The organism is Nostoc sp. NOS(2021) (assembly GCF_017115025.1).
Taxonomy (GTDB): domain Bacteria; phylum Cyanobacteriota; class Cyanobacteriia; order Cyanobacteriales; family Nostocaceae; genus Nostoc.
In genome coordinates this window covers 65,293-83,513 of record NZ_JABXKM010000179.1, presented here as the reverse complement: position 1 = coordinate 83,513, position 18,221 = coordinate 65,293, and the positions used below count along the sequence as shown (strand labels likewise).

The following is an 18,221-nucleotide window of genomic DNA, read 5'->3' as shown; positions in this document are numbered from 1 at the left end:
TTATAGCAGTCGCCAAAGACGTTAGGACAAGTTGGCGGTAGATGCCTTCAACAGGATAGATTGTGAATTGATCTCTGTCCTAAGCTTCCTGTCCGTTGCTATACCTGAAAATAGCTGTAAGTTGACAACAATGACAGCTTAAGCTGCTACGGTAATTAGATAATTGTGATTTTATTAGCTGCTTTCGTAGCTTTTTCCCTAGCCTCTTGGACATTAACACCCTTCGCCAAAGCTACGCCCATTCGCCGATATGGATGAGCATTAGGTTTACCAAATAATCTAATATCTACATCTTTTTCTGACAAAGCATTGGCTACACCAGTAAAAGCAATAGAATCAGATTTTTCTGAGGCTAAAATTACCGCACTCGCTGATGCTCCTAGCTGTTCTATATGAGGAATTGGCAAATCTAAAATAGCTCGCAGATGTAGTTCAAATTCATTGAGATTTTGTGAGATTAATGTCACCATTCCCGTATCGTGGGGTCTGGGAGAAAGTTCGGAGAAAATTACTTCATCTTTGGTAATGAAAAACTCAACGCCAAAAATTCCGGCTCCTCCTAAAGCATCAGTGACTTTTATGGCTATTTCTTGGGTTTTTAATATCTTATCTTCAGAAATTTCTGCGGGTTGCCACGATTCTTGATAATCGCCTCGTTCTTGACGATGACCAATAGGAGAACAGAAGATTGTCGGTGCATTCCACTGTTTAATAGTCAGTAAAGTTATCTCAATTTCAAAGTTAATAAATTCTTCTACAATGACCTTTTGACTGTCTCCTCTAGAATTAGCGATCGCATAATTCCAAGCCTTCTCAACTTCACTCTTATCCAGCACTACAGATTGACCTTTACCAGAGGATGACATCACAGGTTTAACAACATTACCAAACCCAATTTCATCAGAAATGGCAATCAATTCTTCTAGAGTTGTTGCATAACCATATTTAGCCGTTCTGATGCCCAATTCTTGATGTGCCAGTTCCCGAATTTTATCACGATTCATTGTATAGTTAGTGGCAGCCGCAGTTGGTATAACTGTAATCCCTCGCTGTTCAAATTCGATCAGTTTTTCTGTTCTGATTGCTTCAATTTCTGGTATAATAATATTTGGCTGATGTTTTGTCACTACAGCTTCTAAATCATCAGCACTGAGCATAGAAATCACTTCATAAGCATCAGCAACTTGCATCGCCGGAGCATTGGCGTAGCGGTCAACGGCAATCACATAATTACCAAGACGTTGAGCAGCGATCGCAAATTCTTTACCGAGTTCTCCTGAACCCAGCAACATCAATTTTTGGGGCAACTTAATACTCATTAACTTATCCAGAACAATCTCAATTTAATAATCTTATAATTTTTTGTGTTTTAATTACCATCTTCTCAAGAATTCAATCTAGCTCCGCGTTGTTGTAAATCTTCACGTTGCAGATGATTTAAACCAGTACCTATGCCAAGCTGACAGTTATCTACTAGAGTCTCTAACCAAATAGTCTCGTTAAGAGTTGCGCCTCGTAAATCTGCATTTCTCAAGTCAGCTTTCGTAAAATTTACAAATAATAGGTCTGCATTAACTAAACTACTACCTTGTAGATTTGCTTCTGATAAGTTTCCTCGAATGAAGTTTACACCATCTAAAGTTAAACCAGATAAATCTGCTCCGATAAGATTAGCAAACTTTAACTGACTTGGATACTTAAAAAACCGCATCATACAGATTATATTTGCTTCATTTAGTTGTATTTTGGTTAAAAAATCATAACGAGCTATGCCCAATTGCTTGAGAATTTGTAGACGCTGTGGGGGACTTTGTTCTAAAAACTCGATGGCTGTGTGGCGTAAGTCTTGAGTAGGGATATTTAACATTATTCTTAAATTTTAACGATGTTAGAACCCCGACTTCTTAAAGAAGTCGGGGTTCTAATTTAACGTCCTGCTAATAATGCTTTCGTAGCAGATTCGCCGGCTAATCTCACGCGCCTTGTCAACTGGAAGTTTAACAACGCTAGAACACTCAACTCAGCTAGGAGTGCCATAAAAATTGTTGTCACCCCAGAGTATTCTATAGCTGTCCAAGGAAAAGTTGAAAATAACCAGACAGTAGGATATTTCGATGGGGGGATGTCGAGAAATTGTAGAATCATCGGTGGTAGAAACATTGCTGTACCTAAAGTCCCAATTGCCCAGAAAGAACGCTTGGGAGTTTTTAGCAAAAGTATCAATTGGGCGATGGTAGCGTAAATCATCATTAAGCTGATAGACAAAGCTATAGCTAAAAGTACTTTAAACCTGTCAATATCGTTACTCAGCCAAGTTTGACCATCGTTTGCATCAAAAACAGATGTAAGTGAAACCCAAACTAGCCAGGGGATAGTAACAATTATCAGATTAATTGCGATCGCTACGAGTGCAGGGCTTTTTTCAGCCGAAATTAGATCCCGCCATAAGTTTTTGCGGCTAGAAACTCCCTGATGCCGATATCTTGCCCAATCCTGTACATCTTGACGGTGAGGGGAAAGAACCACAATTAAACTTAAAATCAACACCAAGTTGTACACTGCCACCAAAACGAGATTTTCTCCAACCCCTTCATCCCATCTTTCATTATTTAGACCAGTTTGTACAGTAAATCCCCACATCACCAACTGGCAAAATGCTACTAGTAAATAACTTTGTTCCTTGCTGATTATTGAGGCTTGAGGATTACGGAAGTAACGTTTAACAACTTGTAAAATACCGTAACTGCACAATCCTAAGTTTAATAAATGGAAGCCAACAACACTAACAACACTTGTCCCTAATGGTAAATAGAAAAACTGCCAGTTTTTCAGGGGAGAACCATTGGATAGATGAAATAAGTTAGGAAATAGATAATTTGTTACATCCCAAGGATTAAACAGTCTGAAGCAAGCATTTGAATTATTTAAACTGTTGCTATCATACGATGCCAGCACCATTGTTATGAACAAAAAAAGCAAAACTACACTACTACCTAAAAAACCTAACAAAGGCTGAAAACTGCTACTTGAACGACTAAATAAGCCCAATAGGAGTGCAGCACTGTAGAAGAAAATACAGCTACCAGCAAGAATTGCGTAGTAACTTAAAATGTAACTAAAGGCAATATCGGCAGAAAGTCCAGCCCACAAATGTAAAGGAACTGCTAGTAAGATGAACAGATAAATTAAACTCGGAACTCCTAGCAACTTGCCAGTCAATATACTTGTTTCTGATTGAGGACTTAGACGGATGAAATTCAGCGTACCACGAGTTTCTTCTTTGGCTAAATCGTTGATTAGCAAATAACTTCCTACAACTAATAGTGTAAATATAAAAATTACACTCAGCGTCAGAAATATATGTTCCCAATGTTCTTGCCACAATGTATAATCGGGAAAATCACGTAACTGATATGAAAAAACTACCAGTTGCAGTAGTAAGGATGTTGCAACTGCGATCGCAACATTAAAAAAATTCAAGCGTCCTTTGAGTTCCCGGAATAGTTGCGGATTCCAATCGCCGATTTTGTCTATTAAATTGAGCATCATAAGAAAAAATTCTCCAAAAATGGGGAGTGATATTTATTGACGTATCAAGATGCTTGTTTGTGACCTAATTTTAGGAAAATACTTTCTAAGTCTTCTTGTGTGCAGTGAAAATCAGTCAGAGGAATGCCTGCTTTGATGAGCGATCGCAATAACTCAGCACTATCTTCATCTTTGCCCGAAAAATTTACCCGCACACTGTTTTTTGCTGGTATTACCTCCCACTCTTCTACTAAAGGATGATGTTTTAGTTCAATCAAAAGTGTCTCTAGGTTGCCCAAAGTTGATAACACAATTTGTTGGTGTGAAAGACTTTGGTAAAGTTGCTGTAGGGAAGTATTTTCTACCAAGAAGCCAAGTTCCATAATTCCCACAGAAGTACAGAGTTCCGCTAAATCACTGAGAACGTGAGAAGAAATGATTACAGTCATCCCAGCTTCTCGTAAAGCCTTGATGATTTCACGAAATTGCATCCTAGCAATGGGGTCAAGCCCAGAAACAGGCTCATCTAGTAGTAGTAAAATCGGTTCGTGGATAATGGTTCGCGCTAAACTTAAGCGCTGTTTCATCCCCCGCGACAGAGTAGAAATCTGACTATGACGTTTATTACCAAGTTGGATTAGTTCTAAAACTTCATGTAGGCGTTGAGTGCGGCGTGGTTCTCGCAAACGATACAGACGCGCAAAATAATCAAGGTAGTCCCATACTGTCAGATCCTCGTATAGCGGGTAGTCATCGGGTAAGTAGCCTAGACGACGCTTGAGTTTGGGGTTACTCTTGTCACGTAGGAGGCGATCGCCATTAATATAAATCTCACCTGTAGTTGGTTCCTCAGCAGTCGCCAACATTCGGATAAGAGTTGTTTTACCCGCGCCATTCGGCCCAATCAATCCATATACTTCCCCCGCCTGAATTTCTAAATCAACATCATTAACAGCAACGTGCCGGTCAAATTGCTTAGTTAATCCACGAGTGCAAATTGCTAATTCTTTTACCATTGCTGCTGGGGTGCGGCTTGTGATTAACACTTAACCTAACCTTTTCTAAAGCTTTTGTCAGGCTGGTTTCAGAAATTGAAACTGAGTTTATCTAAAGTCGCTTTGCGTAATGGGCATTATTTACACCACATTTACACCATTTCATCAAAGCTTTAAATGATACCCAATTATTAAGTTTTGCTACGGGGGATACTAAAGCTAGAAATCTCTAGGTCTTCTCAGTTAATCAGGTAAAAATTGTATGGATTTTGAATCGATTATGAATATGCCTTTTATCTGGCAAAATATTGTTAGTGCGATCGAAGAAGGTAGAGAGTGGGGTCAAACGTTTCTAAACGATTCAAGCTGGGGCGGCGATAAAGAGCAAATGCTAAATCATGCTATATATGAATTAACACTTTGGTCTATGGGCAACGGAATTGCTAGTGGGGTTGTTGGGGTAGCCGGGATACCGTTTGAAATTGTTAGTACACTCTATGCCCAAGTAAAGCTGGCATCTACTCTTTTCACCATACATGAAATTGACACTTACAGCGAATCTGCACGACTACTAATTTTAGCTGCTGCGGCTGGAGTTGGTGTATCTGAACTGGCTAATCAATTAGGAACTCAGGTAGGAACTCAAGTAGGATCACAAGCTATTCAAAAAGCTTTGATGTCCATTCCTGGTAAAACTTTTGCTGAGATAAATAAAGCTTTAGGAATTAAGTTAATTTCCAAAGCAGGCGAGAAAACTTTAGTCAACGTAGCAAAAATAGTGCCTTTCATAGGGCCTCCGATAAATGGTACGATAAATGCTGTAATCATGAATGCTTGTGGACATTCGGTGATTGCCTTCATCAAGGTTTGGAAAAGGTTATAAATTCAGGTGGCATTTGTAGCGATTATAGGGGTTTGCAGTTGAGTCCAATACAGACCTAACCCCCAACCCCTTCTCTACAAAGGAAGGGGAGTAAGATTCAAAGCCTCTCTACTCGTAGGAGAGAAGTTTGGAGAGAGGTCAAAACTGTACTCCACACAAGCGAGAACCGCTATATCTGGATTTTCTAGTCTAGATAATCGTTACTATTTTGCTCATCTTGAAAGTGATAGCGGTAATCGATATATTTAATCTGATTATCTACAATAACAAAGGCTTCACTGACTTCCAGTAAATATCTAAGAGCGAAACGTATCCTAATGCGGAGATTATCTCTCTCTGTCGTTAAAATGACTATATTATATTGCTCAATATACGTGTTAGAGCAGTTGAGTAAAAGTTGCTCAATTTCATCTAAATAGGCTTGGATAACTTTACGCGACATCTCTGAGTTTGCTCTTTATATCTTGGTGTAGAGCTAGATAATGTTGGTAGTTTCCTGCCCATTCAACAAACACTTCATCGTCAGAAGTTTCGCCTTGACTATATTTGGCAAAAAAATCTTCTGAATTCATTTGGTACTTTATTTCATAGGTATTTAACTGTTTGGTAAGGGCAATCAACGCATCTAGTGGAGATGTATATTCGATAATTTGTTTACGCATTAATTTCTCCATTAAATTTCATTATGGCATTTGTAGCGATTATAGGGGTTTGCAGTTGAGTCCAATACAGACCTAACTTGCAACCTTTTCCCGATCTCACGTATAATCTCCACTACCCATCTCAAATTGCTGCATAAATCGCGCCATTCCAGCATGACCAAGGGTTTTAGTTAGCGCTTCTATTCCCAGTCGCCTCATCTCAGCTTGAGTAAGTTTAGTTACATCTAGCATTTTCATATTTGTAACTTTGGGCAGAACATCTGAACTTTCAACCTGCGAGATCCGCCTTTCTTGGATTCGGGCAAATATTTCCTCAATAGTAGGATTTCCCAATATTTCATCCCTATCTCGCGTGTAATCACCGCTTCCTAAATCGAATTGATGCATAAATAGCCCCATTCCTGCTGGGCCAAGAGCTAAACTCAGCGTATCTATTCCTAATTTCTGAATTTCAGTTTGAGTCAACTTACTAACATCGATCATTTGCAACCTCTCTGAGCCACTGAAGCGGGTTCTCTACTCTCACAGGACTTACGCAAACAATAGCCGAAAAGAATGATTTTCAGGTAGAGGCAATTCATGAATTGCCCCTACCGTGTATAGTTTTGCGTAAGTCCTATAAAAAAATCTGTTCTTGTGTCTGGTCATCAAAAGGGCGATTCAGACAACACACATCTAAATAAATTAAAAACTCCATCGGTACATTTTGCTGGGTATGATATTTGATCTGCAAGCATTTACCTAGTAATAACCAGCTATGACACAGAACTACCGCATTACTCTACTCCCCGGCGATGGCATTGGCCCTGAAATTATGGCAGTGGCGGTAGATGTGCTGAAAGTCGTAGGGAAGCAATTTGATATTAAGTTTGAATTCCAGGAAGCCCTCATCGGTGGTGCAGCAATTGACGCTACAGGCGAACCTCTACCATCTGCGACTCTAGATACTTGCCGTAACAGTGATGCTGTGTTACTCGCTGCGATTGGTGGCTATAAGTGGGATTCTCTGCCATCCAATTTACGCCCAGAAGCAGGTTTGTTAGGGCTACGTGCAGGTTTGGGATTATTTGCCAATTTGCGCCCAGCGAAAATTTTGCCCCAGCTAATCGATGCCTCGACTTTGAAACGCGAAATTGTGGAAGGCGTGGATATTATGGTGGTGCGTGAACTCACTGGCGGGATTTACTTCGGTAAACCCAAGGGGATTTTTGCTACAGAAACTGGTGAGAAACGCGGTGTAAATACAATGGTTTACACAGAGTCAGAAATTGAACGTATTGGGCGGGTGGCATTTGAGGCGGCTAGAAAACGGGGCGGAAAACTTTGTTCGGTGGATAAGGCGAACGTATTAGAAGTATCTCAGTTGTGGCGCGATCGCATCACTCAACTTTCACAAGAATATCCAGATATCGAACTCTCTCATTTATATGTAGATAATGCTGCTATGCAACTAGTACGCGCTCCCAAGCAGTTCGATACCATAGTTACAGGCAATTTGTTTGGTGATATTCTCTCTGATGCTGCTGCCATGCTCACGGGTAGTATTGGGATGTTACCCTCAGCTAGTTTGGGTGCTTCTGGCCCTGGTGTGTTTGAACCAGTTCATGGTTCCGCCCCAGATATTGCCGGACTTGATAAAGCAAATCCTCTAGCACAGGTTTTGAGTGCGGCGATGATGCTACGCTACGGTTTAGACCAGCCAAAAGCGGCAGACCATATTGAACAAGCCGTATTGCAAGTTTTAGAACAAGGCGATCGCACAGGGGATATAATTTCTCCAGGTAAAAATCTTTTAGGTTGTCGCGCTATGGGTGATGCACTGATTAGAGCGATTGAAGGAAAATAATTTAATAATTAATGCAACTTGGGCAATTTGGCAACCTTTGCTAGAAGTTTCGGGTAGACTAGAGGGAAATCTAGCAATCAAATAACAGTCGATAGTGTACGCATTACGACAAGGACAAGCAAATTTTACCGCCCCAAAGAACCAGCCGCCTTTGATTGATCCCGCCGTAATCAGAGCTGCTGGCCAGATATACTACACTCACTGTGAAGTACATCCCGAAATAGCTGGGCAACCTTCCGGTGTAGCAATTAATCGCATGAATCATCGAGGTAAGGTTATTTTTACTAACCAACCAGTTCTCTTACCTCAAGAATGTTTTGTGCCCTTGAGTCAAATTGAATCGCACATGTATTAGTCATTGGTCATTGGTCATTGGTCATTGGTCATTAGTCATTAGTCATTAGTTCTCGACAAAGGACAAAAGATAAACGACAAATGACTGTAGGGACAAATGACAAAGGACAAATGAGTGTATGGACATTTTGTTCGCCGTTCCGGCGAGTGTAATGGTCTTTGCTTTGGGTGCATCTATTGGTAGTTTTCTCAATGTTATTGTTTATCGGCTACCTGCTGGGTTGTCAATTCTTTGGCCGCCTTCTCGTTGTCCTAAATGCTTAAACCAGCTAAAAGCTTACGACAATGTACCAGTGTTCGGCTGGATTTCCTTAAGAGGGCGGTGTCGATATTGCAAAAGCAAAATTTCTGTCCGTTATCCTGTGGTAGAAGGGGTAACGGGCATAATTTTTTTACTGATTTTTTTGGTATTTCAAGTTTCGACTTTAACAATAGGCTATTGGGCTTTTTGCAGTTGGTTATTGGCGCTATCGCTTATCGACCTAGATACAATGACCCTACCCAATCGACTTACTCAGTCGGGTTTAGTGGTGGGGATTTTGTTTCAAATGGTGGTTGGTTTTTTACCAGAAGCTAGCTTTGTAGCATTGGTAAATCACCTGATGATGGCAATAGTGGGTGCAGTATTGGGTTTATGGCTGTTTGATGCGATCGCCCTATTGGGTTCAATTGCCTTTGGTAAAGCTGCAATGGGTGCCGGTGATGCCAAGTTAGCAGCCATGATGGGAGCCTGGTTAGGCTGGAAATATTTGTTCTTGGCTAGTTTTATTGCCTGTGCGCTGGGAGCATTAATTGGTAGCACTGTTATTATACGGCGATCGCGACAAAGGTTAGGACAAAAGATGCCTTTTGGCCCTTTTCTAGCTTTAGGATCTGTGATTACCCTGTTTAGCGGCGAAGCGATTTTGTCTAACTACCTGCGGTTATTTTTTCCAGCGTCTTAAACTTGAGTGGGGAGAAATCAATTCAAAATTCAAAATGACGCTCGCAGACTCGCTAACGCTGCGCTAACAAAATTCAAAATTCAAAATTGTTCGCGCAGCGTCTCGTAAAGAAGAAAAAGATTGAGCAGATGTAGCTTTAGCTTCCCATTGGGTGGGAGAAGGGGAAGAACTATTGATTATTGTCCCATGCCCCATGCCCAATGCCCCATGCCCAATGCCCAATGCCCAATGCCCAATGCCCAATGCCCTTTCATAAGAAATATTTATAATTCGTGACTGTAACCAGCATTACCCCATCTGCCCTTCATATTTTGATAATATTCAGCTTGTGACTTGTATTACCCTCTTAACGACGATTAACCGTTGGCAAGCATAACTAGTGCAACAGATGCTGATTGCTCATAACCTAGCAATACGAATAATTGATTTGGGTGGGAGGGAGAAAGCATCTTATTTGGAGGTTGGTATTCTCATGGCTTTAGTCAGTACGTCCGTATAATTAAGTCTGCCGAAAAAAAGAGCAAGAGACTTGTATTGGCATAAGTATTTTCGTTAAGCTGGCAACCAAAGATGAAAATTAAGGTCTGAATTGCTTAAAAGCGTAGTTTAACGTGTTTTCGACCTCATACCCACTTAAAATAAAATAAAAAATGGCTAACAACGAAGAATCACGCGGTTTAAAGTCTCTATTTGATTGGTTTGCAAATCGACGGAAATCAGGATCTACCAGCCTCGAACGCCAAGAACGTGAAATTGCTGATGGTCTGTGGCATAAATGTTCTAAGTGTAGTGTGTTGGCATATACAAAAGACCTGAAAGCCAATCAGATGGTTTGTGTCGAATGTGGTCATCACAATCGGGTAGACAGCGATGAGCGCATCCGTCAATTGATAGATCACAATACCTGGAAACCTCTGGACGAGCATTTGCGTCCAACCGATCCCCTAGAATTTCGCGATCGCAAACTCTACAGCGATCGCCTACGAGAAACACAAGATAAAATTGGCTTAATAGACGCAGTTAAAACTGGTTTAGGTCAAGTCAATGGCTTGCCTATTGCCCTTGGGGTTATGGATTTCCGTTTCATGGGTGGTAGCATGGGTTCGGTCGTGGGAGAAAAACTCACCCGCATGATTGAGCAAGCCACTCAACGGCGGTATCCTGTAGTTATCGTCTGCGCCTCCGGTGGTGCGAGGATGCAAGAAGGAATGCTCTCCCTGATGCAGATGGCGAAAATTTCCGCAGCTCTACAGCGCCATAAAGACGCTCGACTATTGTATATTCCCGTTTTGACCAATCCGACAACGGGCGGCGTTACCGCAAGTTTTGCGATGTTGGGCGATATCATTTTGGCAGAACCCAAGGCAACTATTGGTTTTGCCGGTCGGCGAGTGATTGAGCAAACCCTACGGGAAAAACTACCCGATAATTTTCAGACTGCTGAAGATTTGCTCCAGCACGGTTTTGTTGATGATATCGTACCCCGTACCCAATTAAAGAACACCCTAGCCCAGCTGATTGCCCTACACCAGCCTGTATTAACAACACCTCATATGGTGCTGTGGGAAACAATGTCTTTGACTTCTACCGCCGCAGAATAAACAAAAGTTATGAGTGAGGAGTGAGGAGTTATGAGTGAAAAATTCATAACTCCTCACTCCTAACTTCTAACTCCTCACTTTTCAATCCCTCATCTTCTCCCTGGCTCTTGAAGAAACATGAGTGGAACAAGCGCTGCTAATCTGAAGAGACTAGATAAGGCAAATAACCCTAGTAAGCCTCCAGACTGAGAAAATTGCACGATGAAGCTGCCTATAGTTGCGCCTAAAGCACCACTCGCTCCAGCAACGGCAGCTGCGATCGCAAAATAGATAGACTGATTTTTAATTGGTGCAATGCCCAATTGTATATTGTTGCTGCACAAGTCAATCGCCGCCCAAGTACCTCCAAGAAAGATGTGTAACAGTGGGAACCACAACCAGATGTCAAGGCGATTAACACTAATCCCCAACCACAGTAATGGTGTGAGTGCAACCAAAATCCCAATACAGATGAGGATGGGACGATTGCCTATCTTGTCTGCTAATTTTCCCCACAGGATAAGCATCAGCAAATTTGCCCCCGCCTGAAGGCTGTTGTAGATAGTCACGTAGCTGACATCCAAATCCAGCGTGTCCAGCATATAAAGGTTAAAAAAAGGAGCGCTGAGGTTAACAGCAAGCGTCCAGAAGCTGAAATACAGCAGAAATATCAAAAAGTTACTATTTTTCCAAATACTGTTAGTTAACTGGTCTTGTGGCGGATGAATTGATTGAAGTACTTCAGAAGATTCGTCTTTTACAACCTCTGGCTGAATCTCACTTGTTAGAGGTAACTTGCCATAATAAGTGTTTTGCGATCGCGGATTCATATCCACTTGGAAATATTGACACCCCAATCCGATAATCCCAAACACTATGCCTACCAGCAGAACCACCCCATAACCTTGTAGAGATCCCCCATACCAATGTGATACAATTAGACCCGCCATTGGCACGCAAACCAAATTAGTTAGACTAGCGGCACTATTGCGTGTGCCAAAATACCTGCCTCGCAATCGCCGGGGAACTATCATTGCCACCCAACTTAGCCACGATGCAGTTCCTAGTCCTCCCAAAAGATTGCTGAATAGAACAATCAAGAGTGTCAATATCACTAACTGGTGAGTATTAAACAATCCCCAGCTGACGCTGGCAATACCAATTACTAAAACCAGCCATAGCAGCCGACCAATTCCGTGTGTCCGAAGAGAATATTGAAATCGGCTGGTGCTGCGTTCAGACAAGTAAGCACCCAACGGCTGAATAAGATTGACCAACATAGGGATAGAGGACAGCATCCCAAATACCACTGGACTAGCACCCAATTCCACCAAGAAATTGCTGAGTAAAATCCCGCTAGTTCCAAGGGAGTAAACCGTTGCTAAGACAGAATCCGCAGTGGAGGCTTTTAAACTAGTGCGAATACTATCCTTGGGAATTCTAGAGGTTGGAGAAAGTGTTGTGGGTAGTGAGGCAATCTGGGCAATTTCCAGAGTCAGTGGCGCAGTTGTTTCAACCTGAACAGAATCCATAATCTATGTTTATGGGTGAAATACCCTAGAATAAATCCGGTTGCAGAGGAACTCAGTATGCTTTAATTAGCATTGCTGATAATTTTTCGTTATTTTAGCTTGCAAATCTCAACAGAAATTTCAGAGAAGTAAAATATCACTCCTTAGCAACAGAAGGTATAAGTAAGAAGAAAGAGACTCTTATCTATCTGTGAGCAAGAAAAGATTATTTAATTTTTTGGGATTGGTGATGGCGATCGCGATCGCGATTATTGCTTGTCAAAGTCTACAATTACCAAGTAAACCCTCAGCATCTACCGCAGTCACCATTAAACTCAGTGGTTGGGGAGGCTCTCCTGTTGAGCAAAAACTCTTGAGACAAGTACTGCAAGACTTTGAGGCACAACATCCAACTATTAAGGTCAAATATGAAGTAATCTCTGACCAATATATGGATGTAATTAAAACTCGTTTGGTTGGGGAAGCCGCGCCTGATGTTTTTTATCTGGATGCGCTGGAAGCTCCTTTCTTGATGAGTCAAAATGTCTTAGAACCGTTAGATGCTTACATCACCCCCAAATTTGACCTAGTAGACTTCGAGGATAACCTACTCAACAGCTTTAAATATCAAAACCAGATTTATGGACTTCCTAAAGACTATTCTACCCTTGCCCTGTTTTATAACAAAAAAGCCTTCGCCGCCGCAGGTTTGAGTAGTCCGCCAGCTACTTGGGATGAATTACGTAACTACTCGAAAAAATTGACAGGCAAAATTAACAGATACGGCTTTGGAGAAATTCCAGAATTGGCGCGTCAGGCTTATAAAATCAAAGCCTTTGGTGGACAACTCATCGATCAAAATGGTTATGCTACCTTTGCCAATGAGGCAAGTTTACAGGGTTTAGAGTTGGTAGTAGACCAGTATCAAAAAGACCGCTCCTCTGCCCAAAAATCTGATGTGGGGACAAACTCAGGTAGTGAAATGTTTGGTCAGAGTAAAGTGGCAATGGTGATTGAAGGTAACTGGGCAATTCCATATTTAACTGAAACCTTTCCTCAGCTAGAGTTTGCTACCGCGCAATTGCCTACTATTAATAATAAAAAAGGCACGATGGTTTTTACAGTTGCCTACGTGATGAATAAGCAAGCACAACACAAAGCCGAAGCTTGGGAGTTGATTTCCTATCTCACAGGTAAAGAAGGGATGCAGAAGTGGACAGGAACAGGGTTTGCTTTGCCAACACGTAAATCAGTGGCCAAGAATTTGGGCTATGACCAAGACCCGTTGCGATCGCCATTAGTGGCGGGAGTTAATTACGCTACACCGTGGCAGGTAGGTCAGTATCCATCTGCGATCGTGAATAACTTTGATAACCAGTTTGTCAGCGCCTTATTGGGGCAACAACCATTAAAGCAGGCGATCGCGCGAGGGCAGAATGATGCGAATCAGCAGATTAAGGCGATGGAGTAAGCAATCTTTCTTACCTTCACCAAATCACTTCTGAGTAGAAATTTGCGATCTCTTTATCCGTTGTAATTATTGCAGCTTGATTACTTCTGGCTAGTGCGACGACAACTCGATCTACTGGATCTCGATGACCCCATTCTAAATTGACACTTTCCATCCAAATATTTTCATCAATGGGTACAATCTGAACGGTACTAGATTTTTTCAGCGTTACTACGTACTCGTTAAGATTGACTCCTAAATCTAGTTTTTTATTTTTGATTTTGATCGCAATTTCCCATATAGACATGCAATACAGTTCAGTTAAGCATTTCTTTTTTCTCTCTGTGTTCTCTGCGCCTCTGCGGTTTGTTAAAAAAATTGACTTTCACAAGGAGTTTTAGCGTTAACTGAACCGTATTGTATAGACATGGACGGGACAAGACCATTTTTATCCCTTTCCATGTAGTTGCACGCTTCTTTGGCTTGTTCAGAAAGTCTCGCTGGATCTAAACTCCACCAGATTAGGGCACAAGTGTCAAGGACTATCTTCACAATTGTGCCCATTCTTCAGTGGTTGGTGTAGTTAAATCCTCAAAGTACTTCACTTTCCCGCGCATCTCCCCAAATAACTCTTCTGTTGAAGGTGCTTGTGCGTATTTGGAAATTTTCACAATTGGCTTACCGCGATCGGTAACTACAATTTCTTCTCCCTCTGACTCTACAAGTCGTAATAACTCAAGAAGTTGAGATTTGAGTTTACTTTTGGAAATTGATTTCATAATAACCGTAGTCATGACTATAGTCATATTCTAATAGGACATAGCATGAACTATTACTCAATATTTACTGGCTATGACCAAGATCCACTGCGATCGCCATTAGTGGTGGGAGTTAGTTCAGTATTCATCTGGGATCGTGAATAACTTTGATAACCAGTTTGTCAGCGCCTTACTTGGGCAACAACCATTAAAGCAGGCGATCGCGCCTAGTAATCGATGAGATAGCTCTAGTTAAAGGCAAGGGTAATTACTGCGTCGTATTAATAGATTTAGATACATCTAAATTAATAACTCTGTTAAGCGGACGCACGCAAGAGGTCGTGAAGGAAACTCTTGTAGGGTGGGGAACTCAGGTCTTAGAACAAATTGAGGAAGTGAGTATAGATTTGTGGGTTGGTTATAAAAATGTCGTGACAGAACTAATGCCTAATGCTCAATTGGTTGCAGATAGATTTCATGTGATGACACAGATAAATCGAGAACTGGATACACAAAGAAAACGAGAGAAGCGCCATTTATAAGAATCAATTAAACAAGCCAAATCATCACCTGAAAAAGCTTTCTACAAGACGCTATTGCTAGCAAGATCCCCGCAGGAGTAGGCGGACTCGCTTTCTCCTGCTCCGCAGGAGACGTTTCAGTTGCTTCGGTCAAGAGTCCAGAGTTTTTTGACCCTTGACTCTTGACCGAATGGCACTAAGTTAAGATACAGCCCTTACCCTAACTGGTTCCCAGCCTCTAGGCTCTTAACCCATCCTGGGGGGGCTGCCGCCTCCTCTTTCTTGACCAGAGGCAGCAGCCCTCTTTGGAATACATTCCCAGTCTTAAGACTGGGAATGAGGTGACACAAGCCTTTGGGCTTTTCTTAGTGCCATTCGACTCTTGACCTTGGACAACCTTTACGAAAAATCAAATGCGTTATGATTTACCTCCACCAGCTTCTTCCATTTTCTTGCGAAGACTAAGTGGTCTCATATCAGTCCAAACTTCTTTGATGTAATCTAGACATTCTTGTTTCAAACCACTTTTGCCAGCATCCTTCCAGCCGAGTGCGTTTTCTCTGTCAGCAGGCCAAATGGAATACTGTTCTTCATGATTGACTACAACTTTGTAAATTGTTGTGTCTTCTTTGTCGTCTTGGTACATAATTTGTCTCCTGCTATTTAATTGGCTATGCTTTCTAAGATTTGATAATCCAGTACTTCACTACAATAAGTTAGTAGTTGGTGTCTCTAACTGTCATTTAAGCAATAAAGTGCTTACTACTAACCCTCTTCTGTCACTTTCCGGGAAGGCGATCGCTAGAAGCCTTATGAGGCAATCAATGCAACCTATACTATTAGAAAAAAATGGGTCTTGTATTTGTTATTAAAAAAGAATCGCGCGATGCCTGCGGCGGGCTACGCCTACGCTTGCTATACAAAAGCTCTAGAATTCATAAATTGCAAATCTTTTCGGAGAGTGAGAGAAAAGGGCTAAGTAGGTGGGCGCTAAAAAATACAACTAGATTAAGAAATGTAAATTGCTTAAAAGCTTATATTCAAAGCGTTTCTGGTGCTTTACATAAGTTCATGTAGTTCGGTTTAATTGTGCCTACCTACTTAACTCGTTTAACCTGTCATAATCACACTTGGCAAACGACTAGTACTAACTGCCTGTAATTCCGAATACTCGCTTGAAGGCGAAAAGGAAACTACGTAATTAAGTTTGGGAAAGGGTTTCAGGCATTTCAAATCGGTGGCTTATTTACCCCGATGTCTACTAGTCCATGAACCTTAATAATTTGCACGGGGAAATCTCACGATTCCACTGGTTCAAGATGTCCCTTACCTTCTAAACTTGCCAGTTCAATATCTGCAATACATCGAACTTTCACGTAATTCAGTGTCAAGTTCCCAACCAGATGAACCCTCCCTGTTTGATGCTCAAAGTCAGCTTCTTGCAAATTAGATGCTTCTGGGTCGAGTCTGACACCTAAATTAGTACCTCCGCTAGTATTTGTGAATTTGATATGTACATACCCTCGGTCAATACTTTCTTTCAGTGCTGTAGCTGTTTTTTCGGGTCGTAAGCTTGCTTCAACAGAATGTTCACTTTCTGATAAACGTTGCACTAATTCATTCATACAGATGTCTTCCTCTTAAGAATCACTTTTGTTTTGATTTGTTGATGCTTGTACAAGTACAGGCTCGTAGACTGGAATCTCAAATGCTAAGGTCTTGTGGCAAAACTCCTTCCATTCGGGAGTTATCTTGTCAAAAATGATATTCTCATCTTTGAAAATCCCATCAGTCACTACGTAATTTTCTTGTAGGTAAAGAAAGTCATCATCAGTTAACTCTCTATTACTTTCGACTTCCTTACCCTCAACTGATTTGTTTTCTCTCCTTGTATTTTCAGCACACTCAGTCCACTGACTGAACTCACGTAATTTTTTCAAAGAGTAAGCTTTGCAATACTTTCCCATTGTTGCCATAGTAATACCTCAGTTCACATTCTTTTCGCTAGTGATGTTATCAGGCTATGTTTTAATATTTCAACAAAATTGGCAGAATTGGTCGTGCATCAATATTTTGTTCAATAACGATACCGCCACATCACAACACCGGTGATAGATAGAATGAGCGGTGCCAGTCCGACAAACACATAGAGAATACGTGTTGGTAATCCGCCAAAAGTACCATAATGCAGTGCTCCAAAGGAATCCCAAATTTTCTCACCTAGAGGTGCTTTTAACCCATTCTTCAGTCGCAAAATCTCACCTGTATACTGATCCAGATAAATCTGGCTGTAGCCGAACTTCCAGCTTTCCTGGGGTAGTTTTTTGCCCACTGCGATCGCATCTTCCGGTTTTATTGGTAGCAAAACGTAAGTTGTAACTTCATCTGGTAATGCCGCATCTGCTTTTTGCAGCAGTTGTGTTACATTAAGCGGCGATTTACCAGTAATGTTTTGGGAAACAAGGTTAGATGCATTGGGAGTAGAGGTGAGTGCATAAATTATAGATTGTGTGAAATCATAAAAATTCCAACAGAAGCCGGTGAAGCTAATTAATCCCAAAAAAACAGCTACTATAATCCCTGAGACTTTATGGATGTCAAAGTTGACTCGTCGTGGATGTGCATTCAATTTAATTTTGAAGCCAGAAATCAGCCTTTTCCATCCAGGCCAGAGAATAATTCCCGTAATGCAAAGGATGAATAGTAACAGCGCCACTACCCCCATTATTTGAATTCCAACATCGCCAGCAAAGAGTTGGTAGTGTAATTTCAGTGTGAGTGTCTTCAGCGTATTCTCCAAGACACGGCTTCCCATGATTGCACCTGTGTAGGGATTAACGTTGATTTCTGTTCGTTCACCTTCAGAAGAACGGAGCCAGATTCGGTAAGGAACATCTGGTTCTGGTAGTGTATAGATGCGCTCAACTTTGAGTTCTGGGTGGTTGCTGTAAGCTGTCTTAACGGTATTCAGCACTGACTCAATGGAAACTTGTTGTCCTTGAGGGATGACATGTCCGATTTGGCGAGCCAATAAGAAGTGGTCGATCTCATCCGCAAATACCAACAGGCTACCTGTTAAGCCAGCTATAACTAATAGCACTCCTATAGCTAAACCAATATAGCGATGTAAGGTAAATACTTTTTGGCGTAATTTAAATTGCTTGATCATAAATATGACGTAAATGCCCC

20 protein-coding genes and 2 pseudogenes are annotated in these 18,221 nt (G+C 41.4%); 8 read left to right on the top strand and 14 right to left on the bottom strand.

The window, feature by feature from the left end:
• Nucleotides 1-155 precede the first annotated feature (155 nt).
• The 4 genes from purT to HWQ41_RS20910 form a co-directional block, all read right to left on the bottom strand.
• Nucleotides 156-1,319 (bottom strand): formate-dependent phosphoribosylglycinamide formyltransferase, encoded by a 1,164-nt coding sequence (gene purT, locus HWQ41_RS20925; protein ID WP_292766967.1) that lies wholly within the window; start codon nt 1,317-1,319, stop codon nt 156-158.
• A 65-nt stretch (nt 1,320-1,384) separates the two neighbouring features.
• On the bottom strand, nt 1,385-1,867 hold the full coding sequence (locus tag HWQ41_RS20920; protein ID WP_292766965.1) for a pentapeptide repeat-containing protein: 483 nt from the start codon (nt 1,865-1,867) through the stop codon (nt 1,385-1,387).
• Between the two features lie 59 nt (nt 1,868-1,926).
• Nucleotides 1,927-3,549: an ABC transporter permease subunit gene (locus HWQ41_RS20915; protein WP_292766962.1), complete on the bottom strand. Its 1,623-nt coding sequence runs from the start codon at nt 3,547-3,549 to the stop codon at nt 1,927-1,929.
• 44 nt (nt 3,550-3,593) lie between these two features.
• Nucleotides 3,594-4,544, bottom strand: coding sequence for an ABC transporter ATP-binding protein (locus tag HWQ41_RS20910; protein WP_292766978.1), 951 nt, complete (start codon nt 4,542-4,544; stop codon nt 3,594-3,596).
• A 241-nt stretch (nt 4,545-4,785) separates the two neighbouring features.
• On the opposite strand from HWQ41_RS20910, the gene HWQ41_RS20905 reads away from it, so the two are divergent.
• Nucleotides 4,786-5,406 (top strand): hypothetical protein, encoded by a 621-nt coding sequence (locus tag HWQ41_RS20905; protein ID WP_292766960.1) that lies wholly within the window; start codon nt 4,786-4,788, stop codon nt 5,404-5,406.
• A gap of 184 nt (nt 5,407-5,590) precedes the next feature.
• On the opposite strand, the gene tumE is transcribed toward HWQ41_RS20905, so the two are convergent.
• From tumE to HWQ41_RS20890, 3 genes are all read right to left on the bottom strand, one after another.
• On the bottom strand, nt 5,591-5,848 hold the full coding sequence (gene tumE, locus HWQ41_RS20900; RefSeq protein WP_292766957.1) for a toxin TumE: 258 nt from the start codon (nt 5,846-5,848) through the stop codon (nt 5,591-5,593).
• Complete coding sequence (gene tumA / locus HWQ41_RS20895) at nt 5,838-6,068, bottom strand: antitoxin TumA (RefSeq protein ID WP_292766954.1); 231 nt, start codon at nt 6,066-6,068, stop codon at nt 5,838-5,840. Before tumA ends, tumE begins: the two co-directional genes overlap by 11 nt.
• A 96-nt stretch (nt 6,069-6,164) precedes the next feature.
• Complete coding sequence (locus tag HWQ41_RS20890) at nt 6,165-6,551, bottom strand: hypothetical protein (protein WP_292766951.1); 387 nt, start codon at nt 6,549-6,551, stop codon at nt 6,165-6,167.
• Nucleotides 6,552-6,825: 274 nt separating this feature from the next.
• Between HWQ41_RS20890 and leuB the strand changes: the two genes are divergently transcribed.
• From leuB to accD, 4 genes are all read left to right on the top strand, one after another.
• Nucleotides 6,826-7,914 (top strand): 3-isopropylmalate dehydrogenase, encoded by a 1,089-nt coding sequence (leuB, locus tag HWQ41_RS20885; RefSeq protein WP_292766948.1) that lies wholly within the window; start codon nt 6,826-6,828, stop codon nt 7,912-7,914.
• A 94-nt stretch (nt 7,915-8,008) separates the two neighbouring features.
• On the top strand, nt 8,009-8,269 hold the full coding sequence (locus tag HWQ41_RS20880) for a hypothetical protein (protein ID WP_292766945.1): 261 nt from the start codon (nt 8,009-8,011) through the stop codon (nt 8,267-8,269).
• A gap of 118 nt (nt 8,270-8,387) precedes the next feature.
• Nucleotides 8,388-9,212 (top strand): A24 family peptidase, encoded by an 825-nt coding sequence (locus HWQ41_RS20875; RefSeq protein WP_292766942.1) that lies wholly within the window; start codon nt 8,388-8,390, stop codon nt 9,210-9,212.
• Nucleotides 9,213-9,862: 650 nt separating this feature from the next.
• Entirely contained in the window at nt 9,863-10,813 is a 951-nt protein-coding gene (gene accD, locus HWQ41_RS20870) for an acetyl-CoA carboxylase, carboxyltransferase subunit beta (RefSeq protein ID WP_292766938.1), read from the top strand.
• An 89-nt stretch (nt 10,814-10,902) separates the two neighbouring features.
• Here the strand turns inward: accD and HWQ41_RS20865 are convergent, their stop codons facing one another.
• Nucleotides 10,903-12,324 (bottom strand): MFS transporter, encoded by a 1,422-nt coding sequence (locus HWQ41_RS20865; RefSeq protein WP_292766935.1) that lies wholly within the window; start codon nt 12,322-12,324, stop codon nt 10,903-10,905.
• 229 nt (nt 12,325-12,553) lie between these two features.
• On the opposite strand from HWQ41_RS20865, the gene HWQ41_RS20860 reads away from it, so the two are divergent.
• On the top strand, nt 12,554-13,774 hold the full coding sequence (locus HWQ41_RS20860) for an ABC transporter substrate-binding protein (RefSeq protein WP_292766976.1): 1,221 nt from the start codon (nt 12,554-12,556) through the stop codon (nt 13,772-13,774).
• A 16-nt stretch (nt 13,775-13,790) separates the two neighbouring features.
• Here the strand turns inward: HWQ41_RS20860 and HWQ41_RS20855 are convergent, their stop codons facing one another.
• Both HWQ41_RS20855 and HWQ41_RS20850 read right to left on the bottom strand, forming a co-directional pair.
• Nucleotides 13,791-14,060 carry a type II toxin-antitoxin system VapC family toxin gene (locus tag HWQ41_RS20855; protein ID WP_292766932.1) on the bottom strand — a complete coding sequence of 90 codons (270 nt, stop codon included), beginning with the start codon at nt 14,058-14,060 and terminating at the stop codon, nt 13,791-13,793.
• A gap of 241 nt (nt 14,061-14,301) precedes the next feature.
• A complete protein-coding gene (locus HWQ41_RS20850) occupies nt 14,302-14,547 on the bottom strand; it encodes a type II toxin-antitoxin system Phd/YefM family antitoxin (RefSeq protein ID WP_292766929.1) in 246 nt (81 codons plus the stop codon).
• 54 nt (nt 14,548-14,601) lie between these two features.
• Between HWQ41_RS20850 and HWQ41_RS20845 the strand changes: the two are divergent.
• Nucleotides 14,602-14,752 (top strand): annotated as a pseudogene (locus tag HWQ41_RS20845) (ABC transporter substrate-binding protein); the annotation flags it as partial.
• Nucleotides 14,736-15,044: pseudogene (locus tag HWQ41_RS20840) on the top strand (transposase); the annotation flags it as partial. The pseudogenes HWQ41_RS20845 and HWQ41_RS20840, both read left to right, overlap by 17 nt.
• Nucleotides 15,045-15,450: 406 nt before the next feature.
• Here HWQ41_RS20840 and HWQ41_RS20835 read toward each other — a convergent pair.
• From HWQ41_RS20835 to HWQ41_RS20820, 4 genes are all read right to left on the bottom strand, one after another.
• The gene (locus HWQ41_RS20835) at nt 15,451-15,678 is read right to left on the bottom strand and encodes an MbtH family protein (protein ID WP_292766926.1); all 228 of its coding nucleotides are present in this window, start codon (nt 15,676-15,678) and stop codon (nt 15,451-15,453) included.
• A gap of 652 nt (nt 15,679-16,330) precedes the next feature.
• On the bottom strand, nt 16,331-16,657 hold the full coding sequence (locus HWQ41_RS20830) for an MbtH domain protein (protein ID WP_292766923.1): 327 nt from the start codon (nt 16,655-16,657) through the stop codon (nt 16,331-16,333).
• A gap of 15 nt (nt 16,658-16,672) precedes the next feature.
• Complete coding sequence (locus HWQ41_RS20825) at nt 16,673-17,008, bottom strand: hypothetical protein (protein ID WP_292766921.1); 336 nt, start codon at nt 17,006-17,008, stop codon at nt 16,673-16,675.
• 101 nt (nt 17,009-17,109) lie between these two features.
• Nucleotides 17,110-18,201 carry a PepSY domain-containing protein gene (locus HWQ41_RS20820; RefSeq protein WP_292766918.1) on the bottom strand — a complete coding sequence of 364 codons (1,092 nt, stop codon included), beginning with the start codon at nt 18,199-18,201 and terminating at the stop codon, nt 17,110-17,112.
• Between the last annotated feature and the right edge of the window lie 20 nt (nt 18,202-18,221).

What these genes read in the sequence shown, in the direction of transcription:
- leuB (WP_292766948.1), top strand. Translation starts at nt 6,826, where the DNA reads ATGACACAGAACTACCGCATTACTCTACTCCCCGGCGATGGCATTGGC.
- HWQ41_RS20855 (WP_292766932.1), bottom strand. Translation starts at nt 14,060, where the DNA reads ATGTCTATATGGGAAATTGCGATCAAAATCAAAAATAAAAAACTAGAT.
- HWQ41_RS20835 (WP_292766926.1), bottom strand. Translation starts at nt 15,678, where the DNA reads ATGTACCAAGACGACAAAGAAGACACAACAATTTACAAAGTTGTAGTC.
- HWQ41_RS20890 (WP_292766951.1), bottom strand. Translation starts at nt 6,551, where the DNA reads ATGATCGATGTTAGTAAGTTGACTCAAACTGAAATTCAGAAATTAGGA.
- HWQ41_RS20850 (WP_292766929.1), bottom strand. Translation starts at nt 14,547, where the DNA reads ATGACTACGGTTATTATGAAATCAATTTCCAAAAGTAAACTCAAATCT.
- HWQ41_RS20865 (WP_292766935.1), bottom strand. Translation starts at nt 12,324, where the DNA reads ATGGATTCTGTTCAGGTTGAAACAACTGCGCCACTGACTCTGGAAATT.
- HWQ41_RS20905 (WP_292766960.1), top strand. Translation starts at nt 4,786, where the DNA reads ATGGATTTTGAATCGATTATGAATATGCCTTTTATCTGGCAAAATATT.
- HWQ41_RS20830 (WP_292766923.1), bottom strand. Translation starts at nt 16,657, where the DNA reads ATGAATGAATTAGTGCAACGTTTATCAGAAAGTGAACATTCTGTTGAA.
- HWQ41_RS20910 (WP_292766978.1), bottom strand. Translation starts at nt 4,544, where the DNA reads ATGGTAAAAGAATTAGCAATTTGCACTCGTGGATTAACTAAGCAATTT.
- tumE (WP_292766957.1), bottom strand. Translation starts at nt 5,848, where the DNA reads ATGTCGCGTAAAGTTATCCAAGCCTATTTAGATGAAATTGAGCAACTT.
- HWQ41_RS20825 (WP_292766921.1), bottom strand. Translation starts at nt 17,008, where the DNA reads ATGGCAACAATGGGAAAGTATTGCAAAGCTTACTCTTTGAAAAAATTA.
- HWQ41_RS20820 (WP_292766918.1), bottom strand. Translation starts at nt 18,201, where the DNA reads ATGATCAAGCAATTTAAATTACGCCAAAAAGTATTTACCTTACATCGC.
- accD (WP_292766938.1), top strand. Translation starts at nt 9,863, where the DNA reads ATGGCTAACAACGAAGAATCACGCGGTTTAAAGTCTCTATTTGATTGG.
- HWQ41_RS20875 (WP_292766942.1), top strand. Translation starts at nt 8,388, where the DNA reads ATGGACATTTTGTTCGCCGTTCCGGCGAGTGTAATGGTCTTTGCTTTG.
- HWQ41_RS20915 (WP_292766962.1), bottom strand. Translation starts at nt 3,549, where the DNA reads ATGATGCTCAATTTAATAGACAAAATCGGCGATTGGAATCCGCAACTA.
- purT (WP_292766967.1), bottom strand. Translation starts at nt 1,319, where the DNA reads ATGAGTATTAAGTTGCCCCAAAAATTGATGTTGCTGGGTTCAGGAGAA.
- tumA (WP_292766954.1), bottom strand. Translation starts at nt 6,068, where the DNA reads ATGCGTAAACAAATTATCGAATATACATCTCCACTAGATGCGTTGATT.
- HWQ41_RS20860 (WP_292766976.1), top strand. Translation starts at nt 12,554, where the DNA reads ATGGCGATCGCGATCGCGATTATTGCTTGTCAAAGTCTACAATTACCA.
- HWQ41_RS20920 (WP_292766965.1), bottom strand. Translation starts at nt 1,867, where the DNA reads ATGTTAAATATCCCTACTCAAGACTTACGCCACACAGCCATCGAGTTT.